The organism is Burkholderia puraquae (assembly GCF_002099195.1).
Classification (GTDB): domain Bacteria; phylum Pseudomonadota; class Gammaproteobacteria; order Burkholderiales; family Burkholderiaceae; genus Burkholderia; species Burkholderia puraquae.
Window position 1 is genome coordinate 24055 of the sequence record NZ_NBYX01000030.1, and the last position, 21697, is coordinate 45751.

A 21697-nucleotide genomic window follows, 5' to 3' on the forward strand; every position below is an offset into this window, starting at 1 on the left:
ATGAACAACTTGCACAACACGAACGGCCTGATGCGCTTCGCGAAGGTGGCGGCCGCGAGCACCCTGCTCGCGACGCTGCTCGCCGCGTGCGCGGTGGGCCCCGACTACAAGCGCCCGGATGCGCCGACGCCCGCCGCGTTCAAGGAAGCACCGACGCTCGCCGCCGGCGAACAGGCCGGCACGTGGAAGACGGCCGAGCCGTCGGACGGCGAACATCGCGGCGAATGGTGGAAGGTGTTCGGCGACCCGGTGCTCGATTCGCTCGAGACGCAGGCGCTCGCCGCGAACCAGAACCTGAAGGCCGCGGCTGCACGTGTCGAGGAAGCGCGCGCGGCGACACGTTCGGCGCGCTCGCAGTGGTTCCCGCAGATCGGCGCCGGCTTCGGGCCGACGCGCGAAGGGCTGTCGTCGGCGTCGCAGTTCCAGCCGCAGGGCACGGGGCCGACCAATGCGACGCTGTGGCGCGCGCAGGGTACGGTGTCGTACGAAGCCGACCTGTTCGGCCGCGTCGGCCGCAACGTCGAGGCGTCGCGTGCCGACCAGGCGCAGAGCGAAGCGCTGTTCCGTTCGGTGCAGCTCGCGCTGCAGGCGGATGTCGCGCAGAACTACTTCGAACTGCGCCAGCTCGATTCCGACCAGGACCTGTACCGACGCACGGTGGAGCTGCGCGACCAGGCGCTGAAGCTCGTGCAGCGCCGCTTCAACGAAGGCGACATCAGCGAGCTCGACGTGTCCCGTGCGAAGAACGAGCTGGCAACCGCGCAGGCCGATGCGGTCGGCGTCGCGCGCCGGCGTGCGGCGTCCGAGCATGCGCTCGCGATCCTGCTCGGCAAGGCGCCCGCGGATTTCGCGTTCAAGGAAACGCCGATCGTGCCGGTTGCGGTGAAGGTGCCGCCGGGCCTGCCGTCCGCGCTGCTCGAACGCCGCCCGGACGTGTCGGCGGCCGAGCGCGCGATGGCAGCCGCGAACGCGCGGATCGGCCTCGCTAAATCGGCGTACTTCCCGAAGCTCGACATCACCGGGGCGTTCGGCTATGAAGCGTCGACGCTCGGCAACCTGTTCCTGTGGTCGAGCCGCACGTTCCTGCTCGGGCCGTTCGCCGGCACCGCGCTGACGCTGCCGCTGTTCGACGGCGGGCGTCGTGCGGCCGGCGTGCAGCAGGCGCGCGCGCAGTACGACGAGCAGGTCGCGAACTACCGGCAGCAGGTGCTCGTCGCGTTCCGCGAGGTCGAGGACAATCTCGCCGACCTGCGCCTGCTCGACGACCAGATCCGCGCGCAGGATGCGGCTGTCAACGCGTCGCGGCGCGCCGCAACGTTGTCGCGTACGCAGTATCAGGAAGGCGAGGTTGCGTATCTCGACGTGATCGACAGCGAGCGCTCGGTGCTGCAGTCGCAACTGCAGTCAAACCAGTTGACCGGCGCACAGGCGGTGTCGACCGTGAACCTGATCCGCGCGTTGGGCGGTGGATGGGGGGCGGCGCCGACGGCGGTGGGCGATGCGGCGTCCGTCAAGGCGGAGGTGGCTGCGCGTTGACGTACCGGCCCGCACCGGCCCGCGACGGGCCGTCGTAACGGGCAGTCGATCGAAGAACCCCGATCCGTGACGACGCGGATCGGGGTTTTTTATTGGCAGCCGGTCAGGCCTGTTGCTCCGGCTGCACGTCCGTGCGTTCCGCGATCACCACTGCGTAGCGGCCGACCGCATTGGCGATGCGCTCCGCCATCTCGGGATCGCGCACCGCGCGCGCGAGCGTGACACCGCCCGACAGCAGCGCGAGGAACGCGATCGCGCGATCGTCGTCGGGGGTGTCGCCCATCCCGGACGACACTTCGTCGACGATCTGCCGCAATGCCTGCTCGTACGCGTCGCGCGTTTCGTCGTCGGCGCGCATCACTTCCGGGGACAGGCTCGGCAGCGCACAGCTTTCGCCGAGTTCGCAGGTACGCCGCGGCCCGAGGTAGAACGACACGAACGGGCGCCGCCAGCGCGCGCCGTGCTCGGCCTTGAGCGTCGCGACGCCTTGCCGGAGCTGGGCGAGGCCATCGAGGACGACCTGGCGGAACGCTTCGCCCTTCGTCTTGAAATGGCCGTAGAACGCGCCGTTGGTGACGCCCGCCGCGTTCGTCGAGCTGAAGCTGCCCGCGGTGGCGCTCGCGGCGCCCGACCGGCAGCGGCAATTCGTCGAACGGGCGACCGCGATCGTGCTGCGCCGGGCCGGTGGGCGGCTGACGCCCGCGCAAGTCTGGGTGAACGTCGTTCATGCGGCCGACGGCGGATGGGGGATTGCCGGACGACGCTACGACAACGCATCGCTTGTCGATTCGGTCCAGAGTGCGGCGGCGGTAGCCCACTAATCGCAACTAACGGTCAAGTCGTCAGATGTCGACCGACGGCGTGGCGGCGTTCGCCGCCACGCCGGTCATTTTTCGTCGCCTGCAGCCCGCAGCGCGCGGACCAGTTCGCTGGCGGCCTTGCCCAGCCCTGTGTGCTGCGGCCGCCGCAGGTACACAGGCAGCGGCAGCCCGTTCCGGATGTTCGCGAACACGAGCGGTGCGAGCTCGCCGTCGGCGACGTATCGGCCGATCACGGCGGCGGGCAGGTTCGCCCAGCCATGTCCGGCCTTCACGAGCGCGATCGCGGTGGCCATGTCGGTGACCTTCCACGTGCGGTTGCCGATCAGCGGCCGCACGTCGGTGAGCGGCCGCTCGGGATCGGCGATCACGATCTGCCGAAAGCCCGACAATCGCTCGATCGCCTCGGGTTGCGCGCATTCGGCGATTGCCGGATGGCTCGGCGCGGCGACTGCGACGAGCATCTCGGTCCACAGCGCATGAATCTGTTCCTGCGGATGCAGGTCGAGCCCGCCGTACGCGACGCACAGATCGACGGCGCCGCGATGCAGCGCATCGACGATCACGTCCTGCGGTGCCGTGACGAGGCTGATCGCGAGCGCCGGGTATTTCGCGGCGACGGCCGTCAGCGCACGGGCGACGGGCGTGCCGTCGAGTTCGGCGGCGAGGCCGAGCCGCAACGTATCTTCGACGCCTTCCGACAGGTGCTGCGCATGGGCGCGCAGCGCGTGCAGCCGTTCGGCGATCGAGCGCGCATCGGGCAGCAGTGCGGCCATCGCGGCGGTCGGCGTCGGTTCCCGCGTGCCGCGATCGAACAGCACGAGGTCGAGTTCGGCCTCGAGGTTCGCGATCGCCATGCTGATCGCCGACGGCGTGCGGCCGAGCGCACGCGCGGCGGCGGAAAACGAGCCTTTGTCGATGACGGTCAGCAGCATGTCGATGTGATCGCTGGTCAGCATGCACCGGCCTCCTGTCAGAAAAATTGAAAGGACCTGACTTTTGCGGACGCGCTACCCGCTGATAGTCTCGCCACCATGTTCGATAGAAGGTGGATGGTCATGCAAGGATGGAAGAGGCGCATAGTCTACGTCGTGATGTTCGAGGTGCTCGGCATCCTGATTGCATCGTCGGTGCTCGGCATGCTGAGCGGCGCGGGCGTGGCGACGAGCGGCGTGATGGGGGTGATGATCTCGACGACGGGCGTCACCGTCAATTTCCTGTACAACCTCGCGTTCGAGGCGTGGGAGCGGAAAAGCGCGGCGACGACGCGCACGGTCGGGCGCCGCGTGCTGCATGCGATCGGCTTCCAGGCCGCGCTCGTGACGTTCCTGATCCCGCTGATCGCGTGGTGGCTCGACGTGTCGCTGCTGCAGGCGTTCCTGTATGACGCGGTGCTGATCGTGTTCTTCCCGATCTTCACGTTCGTGTACAACTGGTCGTTCGACAGCGTGTTCGGGTTGCCGGATTCGGTCACGCGCAAGGCGGAGCCGGGGCCGGCAGCGTGGTAAGCCGCGCGGGCGGAATTGCGCAGGCAGATTGACGGGACGGACGCGCCGGTGACGCACGGCGCTTGATGAAGCGGCGGTGCGGCGCGTATCCGCATCGTCGTTGAACTGCGAGGAGAACAGGCGGCGCAGAAGCCGCCCGAACGCATTTACGCGGTGACGAACTCGTGCACGAAGCGGTTGAACACGGTGGGGCTCGCCGCATTCATTCCGTGCGATGCGCCGGCGACGGTCTGTCGTTGCGCGTGACCGATCCATTGCGACAGCGTATCGACGTTGTTGCGGAACATCTTCGGGCTGCGCTGGCCGTCGATCAGCAGCGTGCGGCATGCGATGTCGCCGGCCGTGTGCTGCGAATACGCGGGCAGCGGGTCGCGCAACTGCTTCGGCAGCGTGCTCGCGTTGTCGATCGCCATCGTGCGGAAGCGCGACGTGCTCTTCTTCCATGCGCCGGGCAGGCTCACCGAGTCGACGAACATCTCGAGACCGGCTTCGACGTCGCCTTGCCCGATCAGGTTCACGGCCTTCGTGCGCAGCGCGATCGCGGCGGCCGGCAGCGCGGCTTCGCGCACGCCCGGCTGTTGCAGCGGGCCGCCCGGATCGGCGAGCGTCAGCGACTCGACGAGGTGCGGATGCTGGCGCGCGACGTTGAACGCGACGCTGCCGCCGCGCGAGTGGCCGACCAGATGCACGGGGCCGAGATCGAGCGCGTCGATGAATTCGGCGAGTTCGTCGACGTGGTTCTGCCAGCTGAACTCGTCCTGGATGCCCGCTTCGACGGCCGGCCAGTAGTGGCTCAGGCTCGGCGCGATGCAGCGGTAGTGGGCCGACAGCGAGGCGAGTTGCGGATCCCAGTAGCGGTAGTCGCACAGCGAGCCGTGCACGAACACCATCGGCGCACCGCTGCCCCGCTCGACATACGGCAGGCTGATGCCTGACGAAAGCGTCGCAAATTGCAGGTCGGGGTTCGCGAGCACGGACGGCTCGATTCGCATGTTCATGACTGAAAGACTCAAAGGTGCGTCAACACGACGCAACTATGCATCACCGCGACCTGCAAGGAAAACGCATAATTTTCATCGTGACGATCAATTTTATTGATGACTCGGCCGCAAACCCTTGTCGGAAGGGGATGGGTGTCGATGCTTTCAATCGTCTAACGATTGATCGCAAAGCCGGACTGGCCTGAAACGGGCGTGTGGCGGCCTGCGCATCTGCGCATCTCAACGGGGAAAAGGGGAAGGCACGAGCCGCGAACGCGGCCCGCGTTTCACCGCACCGCCAGCACGGGCGCGGTCTGAAGCTCGACGGGGAGGTCGTTGTCGGCGGCGAACTGCATCGCGAAATCGAATGCGTCCGCGCATACGGTGCGCAATTCGTCCGACACGAACAGGCATTTGACGCCGCCGTCGACGGCGGGCATCGCGAGCCGCGACAGCGCGCACGGATAGCCGGGCCGCCGTTCGCCGACGAACAGCGTGATGACACCCGCGAGACGTTCGGGCCAGTCGCTCGGGCGGAAGGTTTTCTGCGCGCGCGTGACGCCGCGGATCAGGTGGCCGGCGACGCGGCCTTGTTCAGTGACTTCGATGCGATCCATGCTGTGCGTGTCCTCGTTCGCGTCATTCGCCGCCGTCGGCCGCCGCGTCGCCGCGCGCGGGAATCCGCAGGTTGCGCAGCTTGTGATAGAGCGTCTTCTTCGGCATGCCGAGCGCTTCGCTCGCCTCCGCGACGTTGCCGTTGTGACGCTGCAGCATGTCCTCGATCAGCATCCGCTCGAAATACGCGAGCTGTTCCGCGAGCGTGCCGCCCGCGGCCGGCGTGCCGCCGGACGACAGCAGGCTGTCGCCGGTCAGGCCGAGCACGAATCGGTCGGCCACGTTCTGCAGTTCGCGCACGTTGCCGGGCCACGGATGCGTCATCAGTTCGGACACCTGCGCAGCCGTGACGACGGGCGCCGGCTGCCCGAAGCGCCGCGCGGCTGCGAGCACGAAATGCTCGAACAGCAGCGGCACGTCCTCGCGCCGCTCGCGCAGCGGCGGCAGCTCGATCTGCGCGACGTTCAGGCGATACAGCAAGTCCGCGCGAAAGCGGCCGTCGGCCGCGAGTTCGGCGAGATCGGCCTTCGATGCGGCGACCACGCGGCAGTCGACCGGAATCAGCTCGTTGGCGCCGAGCCGCTCCACCACGCGCTCCTGCAGCACGCGCAGCATCTTGATCTGCAGCGTGATCGGCATCGTCTCGATCTCGTCGAGGAACAGCGTGCCGCCGTCCGCCCATTCGATCTTGCCGATGCGCTTCTTGATCGCGCCGGTGAACGCGCCGGCTTCATGACCGAACAGTTCGCTCTCGAAGACCTGCTCGGGCAGGCCGCCGCAGTTCAGTGCAACGAAATGCGCGTCGCGCCGGCCGCCGAAGTCGTGCAGGCTGCGCGCAATCAGCTCCTTGCCGGTGCCCGTCTCGCCGGTGATCAGCACCGACACCGACGTATCGGCGAGGCGCAGGATCTTCTTGCGCACGTCGGCCATCGCGGGCGACTTGCCGAGCACGAACGCCTCGATGCCCTGCCAGTTGTTCAGCGCGGCGCGCAGCCCCTGCACCTCGAGCGTCAGGCGGCGTTTCTCGACCGCGCGCGCAACGCGGCCGGCGATCACGTCCGACGAGAACGGCTTCTCGATGAAGTCGTACGCGCCGACCTGCATCGCGCCGACGGCCGTCGAGATATCGGCGTGGCCGCTGATCAGCACGACCGGGATCTGCGCGTCGATGGCCATCACGCGATCGAGCAGCTGCAGCCCGTCGATGCCCGGCATCCGCACGTCCGACACGATCACGACCGGTGCGCCGGGCGCGACGTGATGCAGCGCGTCGGCGGCCGACGCGAAAGCGTCGACTGCGAAGCCGGCCAGCGCAACCGCCTGCTCGACGCCGATCCGGACGTTTTCATCGTCCTCGACGACCAGCACCCGAATCTCATCTTCCATGCTCTGTCCTTTGCAGCGTTGCCGCCGCGAATTCGATACTGAACTGCGCGCCGCCTTCGTCGCGGTTCGTCGCGGCGATCTTCGCGCCGAATGCCTCGACGATGCGCGACGTGATCGCGAGGCCGAGCCCGAGGCCCTGGCCGCGCGGCTTGGTCGTGACGAACGGCTCGAACAGGTGCGGCAGCACCTCGGGCGCGATGCCCGCGCCGCTGTCGGCAACCGTGAAGCGCACGCGGCCGGTTTCGTCCGGCCCGGCGGCCTCGATGACGATGCGGCGCACCGGCGCGTCGTGCACCGCGTCGAGCGCGTTGCCGAGCAGGTTCACGATCACCTGCTGCAGCTGGCTCGATTCGGCCGACACGGCGGTGCCGGGCGCGATGTTCACGTCGAGCTGCACGCCTTCGTCGCGGATCCGCGCGTCGTAGATGAACCGCGCATGCGCGACGGCCTCGTTCAGCGAGACCGCGACGCGCTCGACGTCGGGCTTGCGCGCGAAGGTCTTCAGCTCGCCGGTGAGCACGGCCATGCTGTCGACGAGCTTGCCGATCCGTTCGAGATTGGCGAGCGCCGGCGCCGGCTGGCCGCGCTCGAAGAACGTGCGCGCGTTGTCGCACAGCGTGCGGATCGCGACGAGCGGCTGGTTCAGCTCGTGCGTGAGGCCGGCGGCCATCTGCCCGAGCACCGCGAGCTTGCCCGCGTGCACGACTTCCTGCTGCGACGCACGCAGCCGCTGCTCGGTGCGCTCGCGCTCGACGATTTCGCGCTGCATCCGTTCGTTCGCGGCCGTCAGTGCGGCCGTGCGCTGGGCGACGGTCAGCTCGAGCTGGTCGTTCGCGCGGCGCAGCGCGTCCTGCGCGTTCAGCCGCGCGACGATCGCCCGGCGGCGCTGGATCGCGTAGCCGGCCAGCAGCGCGGCGATCAGGAACGCGCCGGTGACGAACACGAAGGCCGTCTGCTGCTGGCGCCGCGCGCCCGCGATGTCGAGCAGCACCATCAGCGAATCGCCGGCCTGCGGTGCGGGGCGCGCCATCACGAGATAGCGCGTGGTGCGGCCGGTGCGGCGCGGATCGGGGAAGGTGCCGAACCACGCGGCCGCGCTGCGATCGCCGATGCGGCGGTACGGCAGCGCGTCGACCGTGCGGCCCGCGTATTGCCGCGACGCCTGGATGTCGCGCTGCTGCTGCGCGGTGATCGGGCGCAGCGCGGTGAATTTCCATGCGGGTTCGGTCGAGATCACGACCACGCCATTGCTGTCGACGACCATCGCGGCGACGCCCGGCGCGCGCCACGCCGATTCGAGCGAATCGACGCTGATCTTCACGGCGGCCACGCCGATCGGCACGCCGCCGTCGCGCACCGCACTGGCGAAGTAGACGCCCGGCACGCCGGTGTTGGTGCCAATGCCGAAGAAGCGGCCGCTGCCGCGCGCGAGCGCGTCCTTGAAGTACGGCCGGTACGACACGTTGGTGCCGACGAAGCTGAGCGTCTCGTTCCAGTTGCTGGCGGCGATCACGTCGCCCTGCAGGTCGATCACGTCGACCGCACCGCTGCCCGCGTCGCGGTTCACGGCTTCAAGGTAGGTGTTGACCGTGTGCACGAGCTCGGGGGCGTCATGCGGCGCGGTTTTCAGCATCGTGCGCACGCCGTCCTGTCGCGCGACCAGGCCGGGCAGGATCTCGAAGCGGCCAAGTTCGCTCTTCAGGCTCGACGCATACAGGTCGAGCCGGTGCGCGCCGGTTTCCTCGAGCGCGTCGATCGCGCGTTCCCACGCGAAATCGACCGCCGCGGCTGCGACGCACACATACAGCACGCCGGCCGATGCCCAGCCCCACCACGGGATTCCCTTGAAGCTCTTCTGCACGTTCGCCCTCATCGAAGCCCGCAACCGCCCGCCCCGAACGATGCCCGGAACGACGCGCGCCGCGCGCCGGCTGGGCCGGCGGCGGCGCGTGCGAAGCGGCCGGCGCGACGGTGCGCGCGGCGGCGCGTCATCCGAAGTGTGCGATCAGGATCAGCGTGACCGTGACGACGATCGCGCCGCCGATACGCGTCGCGATCTGCGCGAACGGCATCAGCTGCATCCGGTTCGCGGCAGTCAGGATCGCGACGTCGCCGGTGCCGCCTTGCCCGCTATGGCAGGCGTTCACGATTGCGGTGTCGATAGGGTACATCTTCATCAGGCGGCCGACCACGAAACCGGTGCCCATCAGCGTCGCGACGGTCGACACGATCGTGACGACGTTGACGATCGTGAACGCGGCGGTCAGCTTGTCCCACGGCGTCATCGCGACGCCGATCGCGAACAGCAGCGGATACGTGACGGCGGTCGAGAAGAACTTGTAGACGACGAATGCGCCTTCCTGCAGCGGCGGGGACACCGCGCGCGCGAGCTTGACGAGCACGGCGAGGAACAGCATCGCGACCGGCGCGGGCAGGCCGAACAGCTTGTGCGCCATCAGGCCGACCAGGTACAGCGTGATGGCCGTGATGCCGGCGCCCGCGATGTGCGAGACGTCGACGTGGCCGCGGATCTCCTCGTTCTCGGGCGTCATGTCGCCCGATTCGCCGACCTGCAGGCGACCGTTGCCGGTCAGGTGCGGGAAGCGCTTGCCGAGCATGTCGAGCGCGCCCGACAGGATGATCGCGGTCAGGCTGCCGAGCATCACCGGCGGCAGCACCATCGCGAACATCTCGCCTTGCGGCAGGTGCATCAGTTCCGAGTAGCCGATCGACAGCGGAATCGCGCCTTCGCCGACGCCGCCTGCCATGATCGGCACGACGATGTACAGCAACGTGTGACGCGCGCCGAGGCCGAGTGCGGTGCCGACCGCCGTGCCGACGATCGCGGCCGCGACCGAACCGGCCGCGAGCGGGATGAAGATCTTCACGAAGCCCTGGATCAGCACGCGGCGATCCATGCTCAGGATGCTGCCGACGATGATCGACGCGATGAACAGGTACAGGAAGTTGGTCGACTTCGTGAACTCGACCGTCAGGTTCAGCACCGGCTTCGGCAGCACGTGGTAGTACGTGAGCGCCGACGGCACGAAGGTCGCAAAGATCGCCGCCGCGCCGATGTTGCGCAAGAGCGGCAGGCGCTTGCCCAGTTCCGCACAGGTGAAGCCGAAGAACGCGAGCACCGCGATCGCCATCGAGATCTCGCCGGGCACCTTGCCGGTCACCGAGAAGCCGACGATCAACGCGAGCAGGATGAAGTAGACGGGCAGCGGAATGATGCCGATGCGGATTTCCATCAGTTTCCACCAGCCTTCCGGCCAGAAGCGCTCGCGCGGGGCGGCGACGGCGTCGGAAACCGGCTCCGGATGGGACGGGGTATGGATTGAGGTCTGCAAGACGTGTCTCCTGATGTTGGAATGCCTGCATGGCTTCGCGGCATCGTGTGCCGTCTATTACGCAACCCCCGTGCCAGGAATCCGGCCTGCCGGAATATTTTTAATTCATTGATTTATAAGGTATTTGTTTCGTCTGCGGAAAGGGTGGCCCGACCGGCTGGCCGAGATTTCGGAATTCGCCCGGCGCCCAGGCCGAGATTTCGGCCAGGCGGCCGGCCGGGCGTCCGGTCAGGCCCCCGATCCAGCGTGGCCGCCCGCCATATCGCCGCACGCGATTTTCTTCGCACAATCGCTTCGTAGACCGCCCCCGCGCCGCTCTCTATCATCGGCTGATCCTTTTCCGACGCGTTTGACCCCTGTCCGGAGAACGCCCGCGCGTTCGCCGCGGCATCGCTCATCCGTCGATACCGTCTTTGGACAGGAGAGTGGTTTCCATGCTGCATGCCGTTTTTTCCGCCCGCTTTTCCGCCGGCCGCGTTGCGCGTCTGCTGGCCGCCACCCTGCTTGGCGTCGCGCTGCTCAATGGCGCGCAGGCCGACACCGCGCCGCTGAAGGTCGGCATCTCGACCAGCCCGCAGATCGAAGCGCTGAAGGTCGCCGCGAAGGAGGCGAAGGCGCAGGGGCTCGACGTGCGGATCGTCGAATTCACCGACTGGAATACGCCGAATGCGGCGCTCGCGAACAAGGACATCGACGTCAACTACTTCCAGCACCTCCCGTTCCTCGAGAACGCGAACAAGCAGGGCGGCTATAACTTCGTGTCGATCGCGCCCGGCACGATCATGAAGATCGGCCTCTATTCGAAGAAGGTGAAAAGCTTCAGCGAGCTGAAGGACGGCGCGAAGGTCGCGATCGCGAACGATCCGGTGAACGGCGGGCGCGGGCTGTTGCTGCTGCAGCGCGCGGGCTTGATCACGCTGAAGCCGGGCGCCGACTACCGCGCGACGACGCACGACATCGTCGCGAACCCGAAGCATCTGAAGATCATTCCGCTCGAAGCGTCGCAACTCGCCCGTTCGCTCGACGACGTCGATCTTGCGCAGGGCTACCCGAGCTTCATCAAGCTCGCCGGCACGACCGACCCGAATAGCGCGCTGCTGTTCGACGGCACCGAGAACAAGATCTTCGCGATCCAGTGGGTCGTGCGGCCGGACAGCGTGAACGACCCGCGCATCCGCAAGTTCATCGCGATCTACCAGCAGTCGCCGGCCGTGCGCAAGGCGCTCGACAACGCGTTCGGCTCGCTGTACGCGATCGCGTGGTGACGGAGGCGGGCATGACGACGGCGAACCGCAAGAAGATCCTGCTCAACGCGTTCAACATGAACTGCGTCGGGCACATCAACCACGGGCTGTGGACGCATCCGCGCGACCGCTCCGCGCACTACACCGATCTCGACTACTGGGCCGACCTCGCGAAGACGCTCGAGCGCGGCAAGTTCGACGGGATCTTCCTCGCGGACATCGTCGGCGTGTACGACGTATTCGGCGGCGGGCCCGACGCCGCGCTGCGCGAATCGGTGCAGGTGCCGGTCAACGATCCGCTGCTGCTCGTGCCCGCGATGGCGCAGGTCACGCGGCACCTCGGCTTCGGCGTGACCGCGAACCTGACCTACGAGCCGCCGTACCTGTTCGCGCGCCGCATGTCGACGCTCGATCATCTGACGAAAGGGCGCGTGGGCTGGAACATCGTCACCGGCTATCTCGACAGCGCCGCGCGCGGGATGGGCCTCGCGCAGCAGATCGGCCACGACGATCGCTACGAACGCGCGGACGACTACATGGACGTCGTCTACAAGCTGTGGGAACAGAGCTGGGACGACGATGCGGTGATCCGCGACGCACAGGCGCGCGTGTTCGCGCAGCCGGGCAAGGTGCGGCGCGTGAAGCACGACGGGCCGTTCTATTCGATCGATGCGATCCACCTGAGCGAACCGTCGCTGCAACGCACGCCGGTGCTGTACCAGGCCGGCTCGTCCGCCCGTGGCGTCGAGTTCGCGGGCCGTCACGCGGAATGCGTGTTCGTGAACGGGCAGAGCAAGGCCGCCGCGCGCGCGGCAGCACTCGACATCCGCGCGGCCGCCGCGCGGCAGGGGCGCGACCCGGCGTCGATCAGGATCTTCGCGGGGGTGAGCGTCGTGACGGCCGAGACCGAGCGGCTCGCGCGCGAGAAGTTCGACGAATACCGGCGCTACGCGAGCCCGGAAGCCGGCCTCGCGCATTTCGCGAGCTCGACCGGCATCGACTTTGCGAAGTACGGCCTCGACGAGCCGATCTCGTACGTGAAGACCGATTCGATCCAGTCGGCCGTCGACGCGATCTCGCGCAAGAGCACGACCGGCACGTGGACCGTGCGGCGGATGCTCGAACAGATGTCGCTCGGCGGCCGTTATGCGCCGATCGTCGGCTCGCCGTCGCAGGTCGCGGACGAGCTGCAGTCGTGGATCGACGAAACCGGCATCGACGGCTTCAACCTGACGCGCACCGTGATGCCCGAGTCGTTCGAGGATTTCGTCGACTGGGTCGTGCCCGAGTTGCAGAACCGCGGCGTCTACAAGGAAGACTACGATCCCGCGCCGACGCTGCGCGAGAAGCTGTTCGGCGCGGGTCCGCGCCTGCCCGCGTGGCACACGGGCGCGCAGTACCGGCCCGCTGCGGTGCCCGAACCCGCGCATCCCGCGCATGCCTGAACGTCACGGAGCGAAGCGATGACGCAATTGTTCGATACGCTGGGTTTCATCGACGCATCGGCCGCGGGTGCCGGCGCCACTGCCAGGGCGCATGACGAAGCGGCCGCGTCGGCCGAACCGGCCGGCGGAGTCGCCGTGTCGCTGGAGCAGGTCGGCAAGGTGTTCGCGACGCCGCGCGGCCAGGCCGCCGCGCTGCGCGACGTGACGCTCGACGTGCGGCGCGGCGAGGTATTCGGGATCATCGGCCGCAGCGGCGCCGGGAAGTCGACGTTGCTGCGGCTCGTGAACGGGCTCGAACGGCCGAGCTCGGGCCGCGTGCGCGTGCAGGGCGTCGACGTCGGCGCGCTCGACGAGGACGGGCTCGTCGCGCTGCGGCGTCGCACCGGCATGGTGTTCCAGCATTTCAACCTGCTGTCCGCGAAGACGGTGTTCGAGAATGTCGCGCTGCCGCTGAAGATCGCCGGCGTGCCGAAGGCCGAGCGCGTGCGCAAGGTCGAGGCGCTGCTCGAACTCGTCGGGCTCGCCGCGAAGCGCGACGCGTATCCGGCCAGCCTGTCGGGCGGGCAGAAGCAGCGCGTCGGCATTGCCCGCGCGCTCGTGCACGATCCCGAGGTGCTGCTGTGCGACGAGGCGACATCGGCGCTCGATCCGGAGACGACGCAGTCGATCCTCGCGCTGCTCGCCGACATCAACCGCCGCCTCGGGCTGACGATCGTGCTGATCACGCACGAGATGGAAGTGATCCGCGCGGTGTGCGACACGGTCGCGGTGATCGAACAGGGCGAAGTCGTCGAAACGGGCCCCGTGTGGCGCGTGTTCGGCGATCCGCGCCACGGCGCGACACGCGCGCTGCTCAGCACACTCGTGCACGACCTGCCGGCCGAACTGGCCGCGCGTGTGCAGCCGCTGCCCGATCAGGCCGCGCTGCCCGACGGCGCGCAGGTCGTGCTCGACGTCCGCTATACGGGCGAGAGCGGCGGCGAGCCGGATGTCGGCGCGCTCGCGGTGGCGCTCGGCGGTTCCGTGCGGTTCCTGCACGGCGGGATCGAGCGCATCCAGGGGCATGCGCAAGGGCGGCTCGTGATCGCGGCAGCGCCGCGCGCGGAGGACGCCGGCCAGCCGCCGGCCCGCGGCGGCGCGGTTGCCGCGCTGCTCGAACGCGCGCGCCGCCACGCGAATCATGCGGAGGTGCTCGGCTATGTTTGACCTCTGGTGGCCCGAACTGCTCGACGCGATCCGCGACACGCTGTCGATGGTCGCCGCGTCGGCCGCAATCGCGGCGCTGCTCGGCATCCCGCTCGCGGTGATCCTCGTGACGACCGCGCCCGGCGGCATCTATGCGCGGCGCGGCGTGAACGCGGTGCTCGGCGCGCTCGTCAACGTGTTCCGCTCGACACCGTTCATCATCCTGCTCGTCGCGCTGCTGCCGTTCACGCGCGTGCTGATCGGCACGACGATCGGCGTCTGGGCGGCCGTCGTGCCGCTGTCGATCGCCGCGATCCCGTTCTTCGCGCGGATCGCCGAGGTGAGCCTGCGCGAAGTCGATCGCGGGCTGATCGAGGCCGCGCTCGCGATGGGCGCGAAGCGCCGCCACATCGTCTGGCACGTGCTGCTGCCCGAAGCGTTGCCGGGCATGCTCGGCGGCTTCACGATCACCGTCGTCGCGCTGATCGGCTCGACCGCGATGGCGGGCGCCGTCGGCGCGGGCGGTCTCGGCGATCTTGCAATCCGCTATGGCTATCAGCGGTTCGACACGACCGTCATGGCGACCGTGATCGTGATCCTGATCGCACTCGTTTCGGCCGTGCAAATCACGGGCGACCGCCTGGTCCGACGCGTGACCCGGCGTACCTGAGCGGCGCCACAAGCGTCAGCTCGCTTCATTCATGATCCTGAGAGAAAGAACCCTATGACCTTGCCCATCGGCGCCCCGCGCGAATGGAACGGACAATTCGAGGAAGCGCTGTTTCTCGACGTGGCGCGACGCCATCGTCCGGGCTTCCCTGACAAGCTCGCCACGCCGCCGCGCGAGCCGCGCAACGACGACGAGCTGGCCGCCGTCGCCGATTACTACACGAAGATGGCGTCGCACGACCTGTTCATCGTGCAGGTCGTCGCGAAGGCGATCGACACGCTGTTTCGCGACGATCCGCATTTCCAGCTGATCCTGTCGCGCCAGCTCGGCGACGACGGCGCGCACGCGGTGATCGGCCGCGAACGCGTGACCGAACTGACGGGGCGTGATCCGCTGCCGGAAGTCGAGCGGCTCGTTGCCGCGCACTGGGCGCGCATCGGCGACATTGCGGTGCGCGACGTCGCGGGCTTTCTCGCGTTCGAATGGCATTACGAGCTGCACATCCTCGCGAAGCTGTGGATCCAGCGCAAGACCGGCCGCATCGGCGACAGCGCGATGCGCGAGCATGGCGAGAACCGGATCCGGCCGGACGAGGAGTGGCATCGCGTGCAGATCGTCCAGTGGTGGTTCGACACGTTGAAGGCGCTGCCGGCGGCGGAGCGCGACGCGCTGATCGATCGCGTGATCGCGGCCGACGAGGAAACGCAGGCGCGGCTCGACGATTATCTGCACGACGAGTACGCGCATACCGCACTGGTGTTCGGCGCGGATATCGCCGAATATCGTGCGATCTACGACGACTGGCGGCGCGAGATCCTGTCGCGGCTGACCGGCCGTCCGCTCGGCACGCTGGTGCCGCTGTCGGGCGCAACCGTTGAACAGGAAGCCATTGCATGAACGATCCACGCGGCCCGGCGACGCTGGCGCCGGATACCGATGCACCGGCCGTCGACCGCGAGGCGCTGGCACGCGCGATCGACGCGCTGCGCGCCACTGCCGCCGCGCGCGACCGCGCGGGCGGCCACGCGGCGCAGGAGAAGCAGTGGCTCGCCGATGCGGGCCTGCTGACGCTCGCGGTGCCGCGTGCGTTCGGCGGGCAGGAAGCCGCGTGGCCCGAGATCTACGAGGCGATCCGGCAGATCGCGCGCGTCGACAGCGCGCTCGCGCATCTCGTCGGGTTCCAGTGCCTGCAGGTGGTGAGCGTCGACGTGTGGGGCAGCCGCGCGCAGCGCGAACGCTATCTGCGCGGCACGGTCGACGAGCGCTGGTGGTGGGGCAATGCGGTCAATCCGCTCGATACGCGGCTCGTGGCCACGGCGACGCCCGACGGCGGCTACCGGCTCGATGGCGTGAAGGGCTTCTGTTCAGGCACGCGTGGCTCGCAGCGGATGACGGTGTCCGCGCTTGATCCGGACACCGGCCGCACCGTGTTCGGCGTGGTGCCGACCGATCGTCCGGGGATCACGGTCAATGAAGACTGGGATCCGATCGGCCAGCGCCAGACCGATAGCGGCAGCGTGCGCTTCGACGGCGTGACGCTCGCGGCGGACGAGGTGCTGCATCGTTCCGAGGCACCGCCGACACCGCGTGCGACGCTGCGCACGCTCGTGTCGCAGCTCGTGCTGACGAACCTGTTCGTCGGGCTCGCGGAAGGCGCGCTGGCGGAAGCGCGCGACTACGTGCTGAAGCATGGCCGCCCGTGGATCCAGTCGGAGGTCGAGCAGGCGAGCGACGATCCGTACACGCTGCAACGCTTCGGCGACATGCGTGTGCGGGCGATCGCCGCGGCGGCGCTGGCCGACCGCGCGGCCGCCGCGTTGCAGCGTGCCTGGGCGCGGCAGGATGCGCTGACGGCGGACGAGCGCGCCGAGGTGGCGCTCGCGGTATCGGAAGCGAAGATCGTCGCGCAGCGCGCGGCGCTCGAGAACGGCGAGGCGCTGTTCGACGCATGCGGCGCACGCGCGACGGCCGCGTCGCTCGGCCTCGACCGTTTCTGGCGGAATGCGCGCACGCATACGCTGCACGATCCGCTCGACTACCGGCTGCGCGATGTGGGCCGGTTCGCGTTGGCCGGGGAATTGCCGCCGGCGTCGCTCTATACGTGACGGATTGACACCGGAGCGGGCGTGGCCTGCTCCGGTGTCAATCCAACCGGATGGCTGGACGTTCAAAATGATATGTTATATCGTTGCGATACTATATATCATTCGATCCTCAACGTCCTCTACCGGAATCCCCCGATGAGCACCGTATTCCATCCGTCCACGCGGCTTCCCGTGACCGTCCTGTCCGGCTTCCTCGGCGCCGGCAAGACGACGCTGCTCAACCACATCCTGAACAATCGCGAGGGCCGGCGCGTCGCGGTTATCGTCAACGACATGTCCGAGGTCAACATCGACGCCGCGCTCGTGCGCGACGGCGGCGCGGGTCTGTCGCGAACCGACGAGAAGCTGATCGAGATGAGCAACGGCTGCATCTGCTGCACGCTGCGCGAGGATCTGCTGATCGAGGTCGACCGGCTCGCGCGCGAAGGGCGGTTCGACCAGCTCGTGATCGAATCGACCGGCATCTCGGAGCCGCTGCCGGTGGCCGAGACGTTCACGTTCGAAGGCGAGGACGGCCGCAGCCTCGGCGAAGTCGCGCGGCTCGACACGATGGTGACGGTGGTCGATGCATTCAATTTCCTGCGCGACTACGCATCGCGCGACAGCCTGCAGTCGCGCGGCGAATCGATGGGCGACGAGGATGCGCGCACGGTGGTCGATCTGCTGATCGACCAGATCGAGTTCTGCGACGTAATCGTGATCAACAAGATCGACCTGATCGACGCAAGCGCGCGCGAGCGGCTGGTCGCGCTGCTGCGCGGGCTGAATCCGCGGGCGCGGATCGAGATCGCCGAATTCGGCCAGGTGCCGCTCGAGCGCGTGCTCGACACGGGCCTGTTCGATTTCGACGCGGCGTCGCGCGCGCCGGGCTGGCTGCAGGAGATGCGCGGCACGCACACGCCCGAGACCGACGAATACGGAATTCGCAGCTTCGTCTATCGCGCGCGGCGGCCGTTCCATCCGCAGCGTTTCTTCGATCTCGTCGAAAGCGAATGGCCGGGCGTTGTCCGCTCGAAGGGGTTCTTCTGGCTCGCCACGCATCCGACCGTCGCCGGTTCGTGGTCGCAGGCCGGCGCGGTCGCGCGGCACGGGCCGGCCGGCTACTGGTGGGCGGCCGTGCCGCCCGAGCGCTGGCCGCAGGACGCGGAAGCCGTCGCGCAGATCCGCGCGCGCTGGGACGAGCACGTCGGCGACGCGCGGCAGGAACTCGTGATGATCGGCATGGACATGGACGAGCCCGCGCTGCGCGCACGCTTCGACGCGTGCCTGCTGACCGACGCCGAGATGGCCACCGGCCCCGAACACTGGACCACGTGGGACAACCCGTTTCGCGACTGGCCCTGACCTGAACGCGCTTCCTGCATCGATCCGGATGGAGAAGGCGCTCCACCGGATCCCCAGCATGAATGCACCCCTTCCCGATATTTCCCTGACCGATGCCGCGCCGGGCGGCTGCCCGCTCGAATGGGTCGGCATGCAGGGCATCGACCTGCCCGTCGCGGTGGCCGAGCCCGGCTGCCGGCGCGACGTGCATGCGCGCGCCGACGTGCAGGTCGATCTGCCCGCGCCGCACGTGAAGGGCATCCACATGTCGCGGCTGTACCGGCTGCTCGACGGGTTCGGCGATGGCGCGGCGCTGTCGCCGGCCGGCCTTCAGCGTGTGCTGCATGCGATGGTCGACAGCCATTGCGACTGCGATACGCGCAGTGCGCGGCTGCGGCTGCGCTTCGACCTGCTGGCACGCCGCGCCGCGCTGGTGACCGACGGGCTGGCCGGGTGGAAGGCTTATCCGGTCCGGATCGACGCGACGCTGGCCGGCTCCGGGTTCGAGCTGCGCGCACAGGTGACGGTCGTCTATTCGTCGACGTGCCCGTGCTCGGCCGCGCTGTCGCGGCACTGGGTCGAGCAGGCATTCCTGGCGGCGTTCGGCCGCGACGATCGCGTGGAGCCGGCGGCGGTCGCCGCGTGGCTGAGACGGCACGCGACGGCGGCCACGCCGCACAGCCAGCGCAGCGAAGCCGTCGTCAGCGTGGGGCTGCCCGCCGATGGCGCGACGCTGGGGCTGATCGACCTGATCGATCGCATCGAGCACGCGCTCGGCACACCGGTGCAGACGGCCGTCAAGCGCGCGGACGAACAGGCGTTCGCGGTGCTGAACGGCGGGAACCTGATGTTCGTCGAGGATGCCGCGCGCCGGGTCCGGGCCGCGCTGGATGGCCACGGCCACCATGCGAACCCGCGCGTGCACGTGCGCCATCTGGAAAGCCTTCATCCGCACGATGCGGTGGCCTGGGCCGCGCCGGTTCGCGAAGGCGTCGACGCATGCTGATCCGCAAGCTGTTCCGGTTCGAGAACGCGCACGTCGTGCGCGGCTGCAGCACGCGGCGCTGCTCGCATTCGATCCATGGCCATTCGTACCGCGTCGAGCTGCTGCTCGAAGCGCATGCGCTGGATCACGGGCAGATGATCTACGACTTCGGGCTGCTCAAGGGCGATGTGCGCGACCTGATCGACGCGTTCGACCATGCGGTGACGCTGTGGTCGGATGATGACCCCTGCTATGTCGAGAGCATGCGCCGGCATTCCGAACGCTGGGTGCTGCTGCCCGTGTCGCCGAGCGCCGAGCAGTTCTCGCGCGTGTTGTTTCGCCTCGTCGATGCGGCGCTGTCCTGCACCCGCATGTCGAACGGCGAAGCCGACGTGCGGCTGCATTCGGTCATCGTTCACGAGACCGAGACCGGTTACGCGCAATGTTTTCGCGACGATGCGTTCAACCCGCGCATGGGCCGCATCGACCTGGACGCGATCGTCTTCGCGCCGGCCATCGCCGGGCAGTGGCGCGATCCGGGCCTGTTCGAGCGGATCAAGCGCGGCCGCCCCATTTCAAGTCAGGCATCCTGATGATCAGAAAAAACCCGCGCGGCGACCTGCCGCAGATTCACCCGAGCGCATTCGTCGATCCGACTGCCATTCTGTGCGGGCGCGTGATCGTCGAGGAGAACGTGTTCATCGGCCCGTACGCGGTGATCCGCGCCGACGAAACCGATGGCGGCGGCCGGATCGCGCCGATCGTGATCGGTGCGCATTCGAACATCCAGGATGGCGTGGTGATCCATTCGAAGTCGGGCGCGAGCGTCACGATCGGCCGGCATACGTCGATCGCGCATCGCGCGATCGTCCACGGGCCGTGCAAGGTTGGTAACGGTGTGTTCGTCGGCTTCAACAGCGTGCTGTTCAACTGCACGATCGACGATGGCTGCGTGGTGCGCTACAACGCGGTCGTCGACGGTTGCCACCTGCCGCCGGGTTTCTACGTGCGTTCGACCGAGCGCATCGGGCCGGAAACCGATCTCGCCGCCTTGCCGCAGGTGACGGCCGACGCGAGCGATTTCTCCGAGGACGTCGCGCGCACGAACAATGCGCTGGTGCTGGGCTACAAGCACATCCAGAACGAGTTCTGAGTCATGGATTCCATTCGACGCGAAGGGGGCGCAAGCGACGCGCTGCAGCGACGTCACGCCGGCCTGCTCGTGCACGGCGGCACGGCGATGACGCCCAACGGCCCGGAACGGATCGACGTCGCATGCGCGGATGGCCGTGTCGTCGCGCTGGGCGCGTTGCACGGCACCTGGAGCGCCGATGTCCTGCTGAATGCCGGCGGCCTGCATGTGCTGCCGGGCGTCGTCGACAGCCAGGTGCATTTCCGCGAACCGGGCCTCACGCACAAGGAGACCCTCGAGGCCGGCACGCGCGGCGCGGTGCTCGGCGGCGTCACGACGGTCTTCGAGATGCCCAACACGCATCCGCTGACGCTGACCGCGCAGGACCTGCAGGCCAAGCTGGATCTCGCGCGCGGCCGTGCGTGGTGCGACTACGCGTTCTACCTCGGCGGTTCGGCCGCGAACGCCGAACGGCTGCCGGTGCTCGAGAACCTGCCGGGCTGCGCGGGCGTGAAGGTCTTCATGGGCAGTTCGTTCGGCGACCTGCTGGCCGACGACGATGCCGTGTTGCGCCGGATCGTGCGCAACGGGCGGCGGCGCATGGCCGTGCATGCGGAAGACGAGGCGCGGCTGCGCGAACGCCGGGCGCTCGTGGAGGCGAGCGGCGACGTGCGTGATCATCATCGCTGGCGCGACGTGCAAAGCGCACTGGCCGCGACACGGCGCATCGTCGGGCTGGCCGCCGATGCGGGCCGCCGATTGCATGTGCTGCACGTGTCCACTGCCGAGGAAATGGCGTTCCTGGCGCGGCATCGGCATCGCGTGACGGTCGAGGTCACGCCGCATCACCTGAGCCTGCACGCGCCCGATTGCTACGAGCGGCTCGGCACGTTCGCGCAGATGAATCCGCCGGTACGCGAACGGCATCATCAGGACGCGCTGTGGCAGGCCATTCGCGATGGCATGGTCGACGTGATCGGCAGCGATCACGCGCCGCATACGCGCGATGAAAAGCGCCGGCCCTATCCGCAGTCGCCGAGCGGGATGACCGGCGTGCAGACGCTGCTGCCGCTGCTGCTCGATCACGTGCATGCGGGCCGCCTGAGCCTCGCGCGGCTGGTCGACCTGACCAGCGCCGGGCCGGCGCGGATCTTCGGCATCGCGGGGAAGGGGCGGATTGCGGTGGGCTACGACGCCGATTTCAGCATCGTCGACTTGCGCGCGCGCCGCATCATCCGCGACGAATGGATCGCCAGCATGAGCGGCTGGACGCCGTACGACGGGTGCGCGGTCACGGGCTGGCCCGTGCATACGGTCGTGCGCGGGCAGGTCGTCGTGCGCGATGGTGCGCTGAACGGACAGCCGGTCGGGGAGGCCGTCACGTTCCAGGAGGTGACGACGTAGCGTTGCAC

General features: G+C 68.4%; 21 protein-coding genes. 14 read left to right on the plus strand and 7 right to left on the minus strand.

The window, feature by feature from the left end:
- Nucleotides 1-1536, plus strand: coding sequence for a multidrug efflux transporter outer membrane subunit OpcM (gene opcM / locus B7G54_RS34070; RefSeq protein ID WP_085043147.1), 1536 nt, complete (start codon nt 1-3; stop codon nt 1534-1536).
- A 103-nt stretch (nt 1537-1639) separates the two neighbouring features.
- Here opcM and B7G54_RS34075 read toward each other — a convergent pair whose 3' ends face one another.
- Complete coding sequence (locus tag B7G54_RS34075) at nt 1640-1972, minus strand: hypothetical protein (protein WP_244289465.1); 333 nt, start codon at nt 1970-1972, stop codon at nt 1640-1642.
- A 136-nt stretch (nt 1973-2108) separates the two neighbouring features.
- Between B7G54_RS34075 and B7G54_RS38390 the strand changes: the two genes are divergently transcribed.
- A complete protein-coding gene (locus B7G54_RS38390; RefSeq protein ID WP_244289466.1) occupies nt 2109-2357 on the plus strand; it encodes a hypothetical protein in 249 nt (82 codons plus the stop codon).
- 65 nt (nt 2358-2422) lie between these two features.
- Here B7G54_RS38390 and B7G54_RS34080 read toward each other — a convergent pair whose 3' ends face one another.
- Nucleotides 2423-3313 (minus strand): LysR family transcriptional regulator, encoded by an 891-nt coding sequence (locus B7G54_RS34080; RefSeq protein ID WP_085043102.1) that lies wholly within the window; start codon nt 3311-3313, stop codon nt 2423-2425.
- Nucleotides 3314-3412: 99 nt separating this feature from the next.
- On the opposite strand from B7G54_RS34080, the gene B7G54_RS34085 reads away from it, so the two are divergent.
- Nucleotides 3413-3862 (plus strand): PACE efflux transporter, encoded by a 450-nt coding sequence (locus tag B7G54_RS34085; protein WP_085043148.1) that lies wholly within the window; start codon nt 3413-3415, stop codon nt 3860-3862.
- 146 nt (nt 3863-4008) lie between these two features.
- Here B7G54_RS34085 and B7G54_RS34090 read toward each other — a convergent pair whose 3' ends face one another.
- The 5 genes from B7G54_RS34090 to B7G54_RS34110 form a co-directional block, all read right to left on the minus strand.
- Nucleotides 4009-4860, minus strand: coding sequence for an alpha/beta fold hydrolase (locus B7G54_RS34090; RefSeq protein WP_085043103.1), 852 nt, complete (start codon nt 4858-4860; stop codon nt 4009-4011).
- A 269-nt stretch (nt 4861-5129) separates the two neighbouring features.
- A complete protein-coding gene (locus B7G54_RS34095) occupies nt 5130-5459 on the minus strand; it encodes a DUF3579 domain-containing protein (protein ID WP_085043104.1) in 330 nt (109 codons plus the stop codon).
- Between the two features lie 22 nt (nt 5460-5481).
- Entirely contained in the window at nt 5482-6843 is a 1362-nt protein-coding gene (locus tag B7G54_RS34100) for a sigma-54-dependent transcriptional regulator (protein ID WP_085043105.1), read from the minus strand.
- Nucleotides 6833-8716 carry a sensor histidine kinase gene (locus B7G54_RS34105; RefSeq protein WP_085043106.1) on the minus strand — a complete coding sequence of 628 codons (1884 nt, stop codon included), beginning with the start codon at nt 8714-8716 and terminating at the stop codon, nt 6833-6835. The genes B7G54_RS34100 and B7G54_RS34105 overlap by 11 nt, the downstream gene beginning before the upstream one ends.
- Before the next feature lie 115 nt (nt 8717-8831).
- Nucleotides 8832-10196 (minus strand): 2-hydroxycarboxylate transporter family protein, encoded by a 1365-nt coding sequence (locus tag B7G54_RS34110; protein ID WP_085043107.1) that lies wholly within the window; start codon nt 10194-10196, stop codon nt 8832-8834.
- 434 nt (nt 10197-10630) lie between these two features.
- On the opposite strand from B7G54_RS34110, the gene B7G54_RS34115 reads away from it, so the two are divergent.
- From B7G54_RS34115 to B7G54_RS34165, 11 genes are all read left to right on the plus strand, one after another.
- Entirely contained in the window at nt 10631-11461 is an 831-nt protein-coding gene (locus tag B7G54_RS34115; protein ID WP_085043108.1) for a MetQ/NlpA family ABC transporter substrate-binding protein, read from the plus strand.
- 11 nt (nt 11462-11472) lie between these two features.
- Entirely contained in the window at nt 11473-12885 is a 1413-nt protein-coding gene (locus B7G54_RS34120; protein ID WP_085043109.1) for an LLM class flavin-dependent oxidoreductase, read from the plus strand.
- Nucleotides 12886-12903: 18 nt separating this feature from the next.
- Nucleotides 12904-14091: a methionine ABC transporter ATP-binding protein gene (locus B7G54_RS34125; RefSeq protein ID WP_085043110.1), complete on the plus strand. Its 1188-nt coding sequence runs from the start codon at nt 12904-12906 to the stop codon at nt 14089-14091.
- The gene (locus B7G54_RS34130) at nt 14084-14740 is read left to right on the plus strand and encodes a methionine ABC transporter permease (protein ID WP_085043111.1); all 657 of its coding nucleotides are present in this window, start codon (nt 14084-14086) and stop codon (nt 14738-14740) included. The genes B7G54_RS34125 and B7G54_RS34130 overlap by 8 nt, the downstream gene beginning before the upstream one ends.
- A 54-nt stretch (nt 14741-14794) precedes the next feature.
- Nucleotides 14795-15637, plus strand: a complete 843-nt coding sequence (locus B7G54_RS34135; RefSeq protein WP_085043112.1) for a hypothetical protein — start codon at nt 14795-14797, stop codon at nt 15635-15637.
- Complete coding sequence (locus B7G54_RS34140) at nt 15634-16845, plus strand: acyl-CoA dehydrogenase family protein (RefSeq protein WP_085043113.1); 1212 nt, start codon at nt 15634-15636, stop codon at nt 16843-16845. Before B7G54_RS34135 ends, B7G54_RS34140 begins: the two co-directional genes overlap by 4 nt.
- 135 nt (nt 16846-16980) lie before the next feature.
- Complete coding sequence (gene zigA / locus B7G54_RS34145; protein ID WP_175130447.1) at nt 16981-18189, plus strand: zinc metallochaperone GTPase ZigA; 1209 nt, start codon at nt 16981-16983, stop codon at nt 18187-18189.
- A 58-nt stretch (nt 18190-18247) separates the two neighbouring features.
- On the plus strand, nt 18248-19174 hold the full coding sequence (gene folE2, locus B7G54_RS34150; RefSeq protein WP_085043149.1) for a GTP cyclohydrolase FolE2: 927 nt from the start codon (nt 18248-18250) through the stop codon (nt 19172-19174).
- Nucleotides 19168-19746 (plus strand): 6-pyruvoyl trahydropterin synthase family protein, encoded by a 579-nt coding sequence (locus tag B7G54_RS34155; protein ID WP_085043115.1) that lies wholly within the window; start codon nt 19168-19170, stop codon nt 19744-19746. The genes folE2 and B7G54_RS34155 overlap by 7 nt, the downstream gene beginning before the upstream one ends.
- Nucleotides 19746-20306: a gamma carbonic anhydrase family protein gene (locus B7G54_RS34160; RefSeq protein WP_085043116.1), complete on the plus strand. Its 561-nt coding sequence runs from the start codon at nt 19746-19748 to the stop codon at nt 20304-20306. Before B7G54_RS34155 ends, B7G54_RS34160 begins: the two co-directional genes overlap by 1 nt.
- A 3-nt stretch (nt 20307-20309) precedes the next feature.
- A complete protein-coding gene (locus B7G54_RS34165) occupies nt 20310-21689 on the plus strand; it encodes a dihydroorotase (protein ID WP_085043117.1) in 1380 nt (459 codons plus the stop codon).
- The last annotated feature ends 8 nt before the right edge of the window (nt 21690-21697 follow it).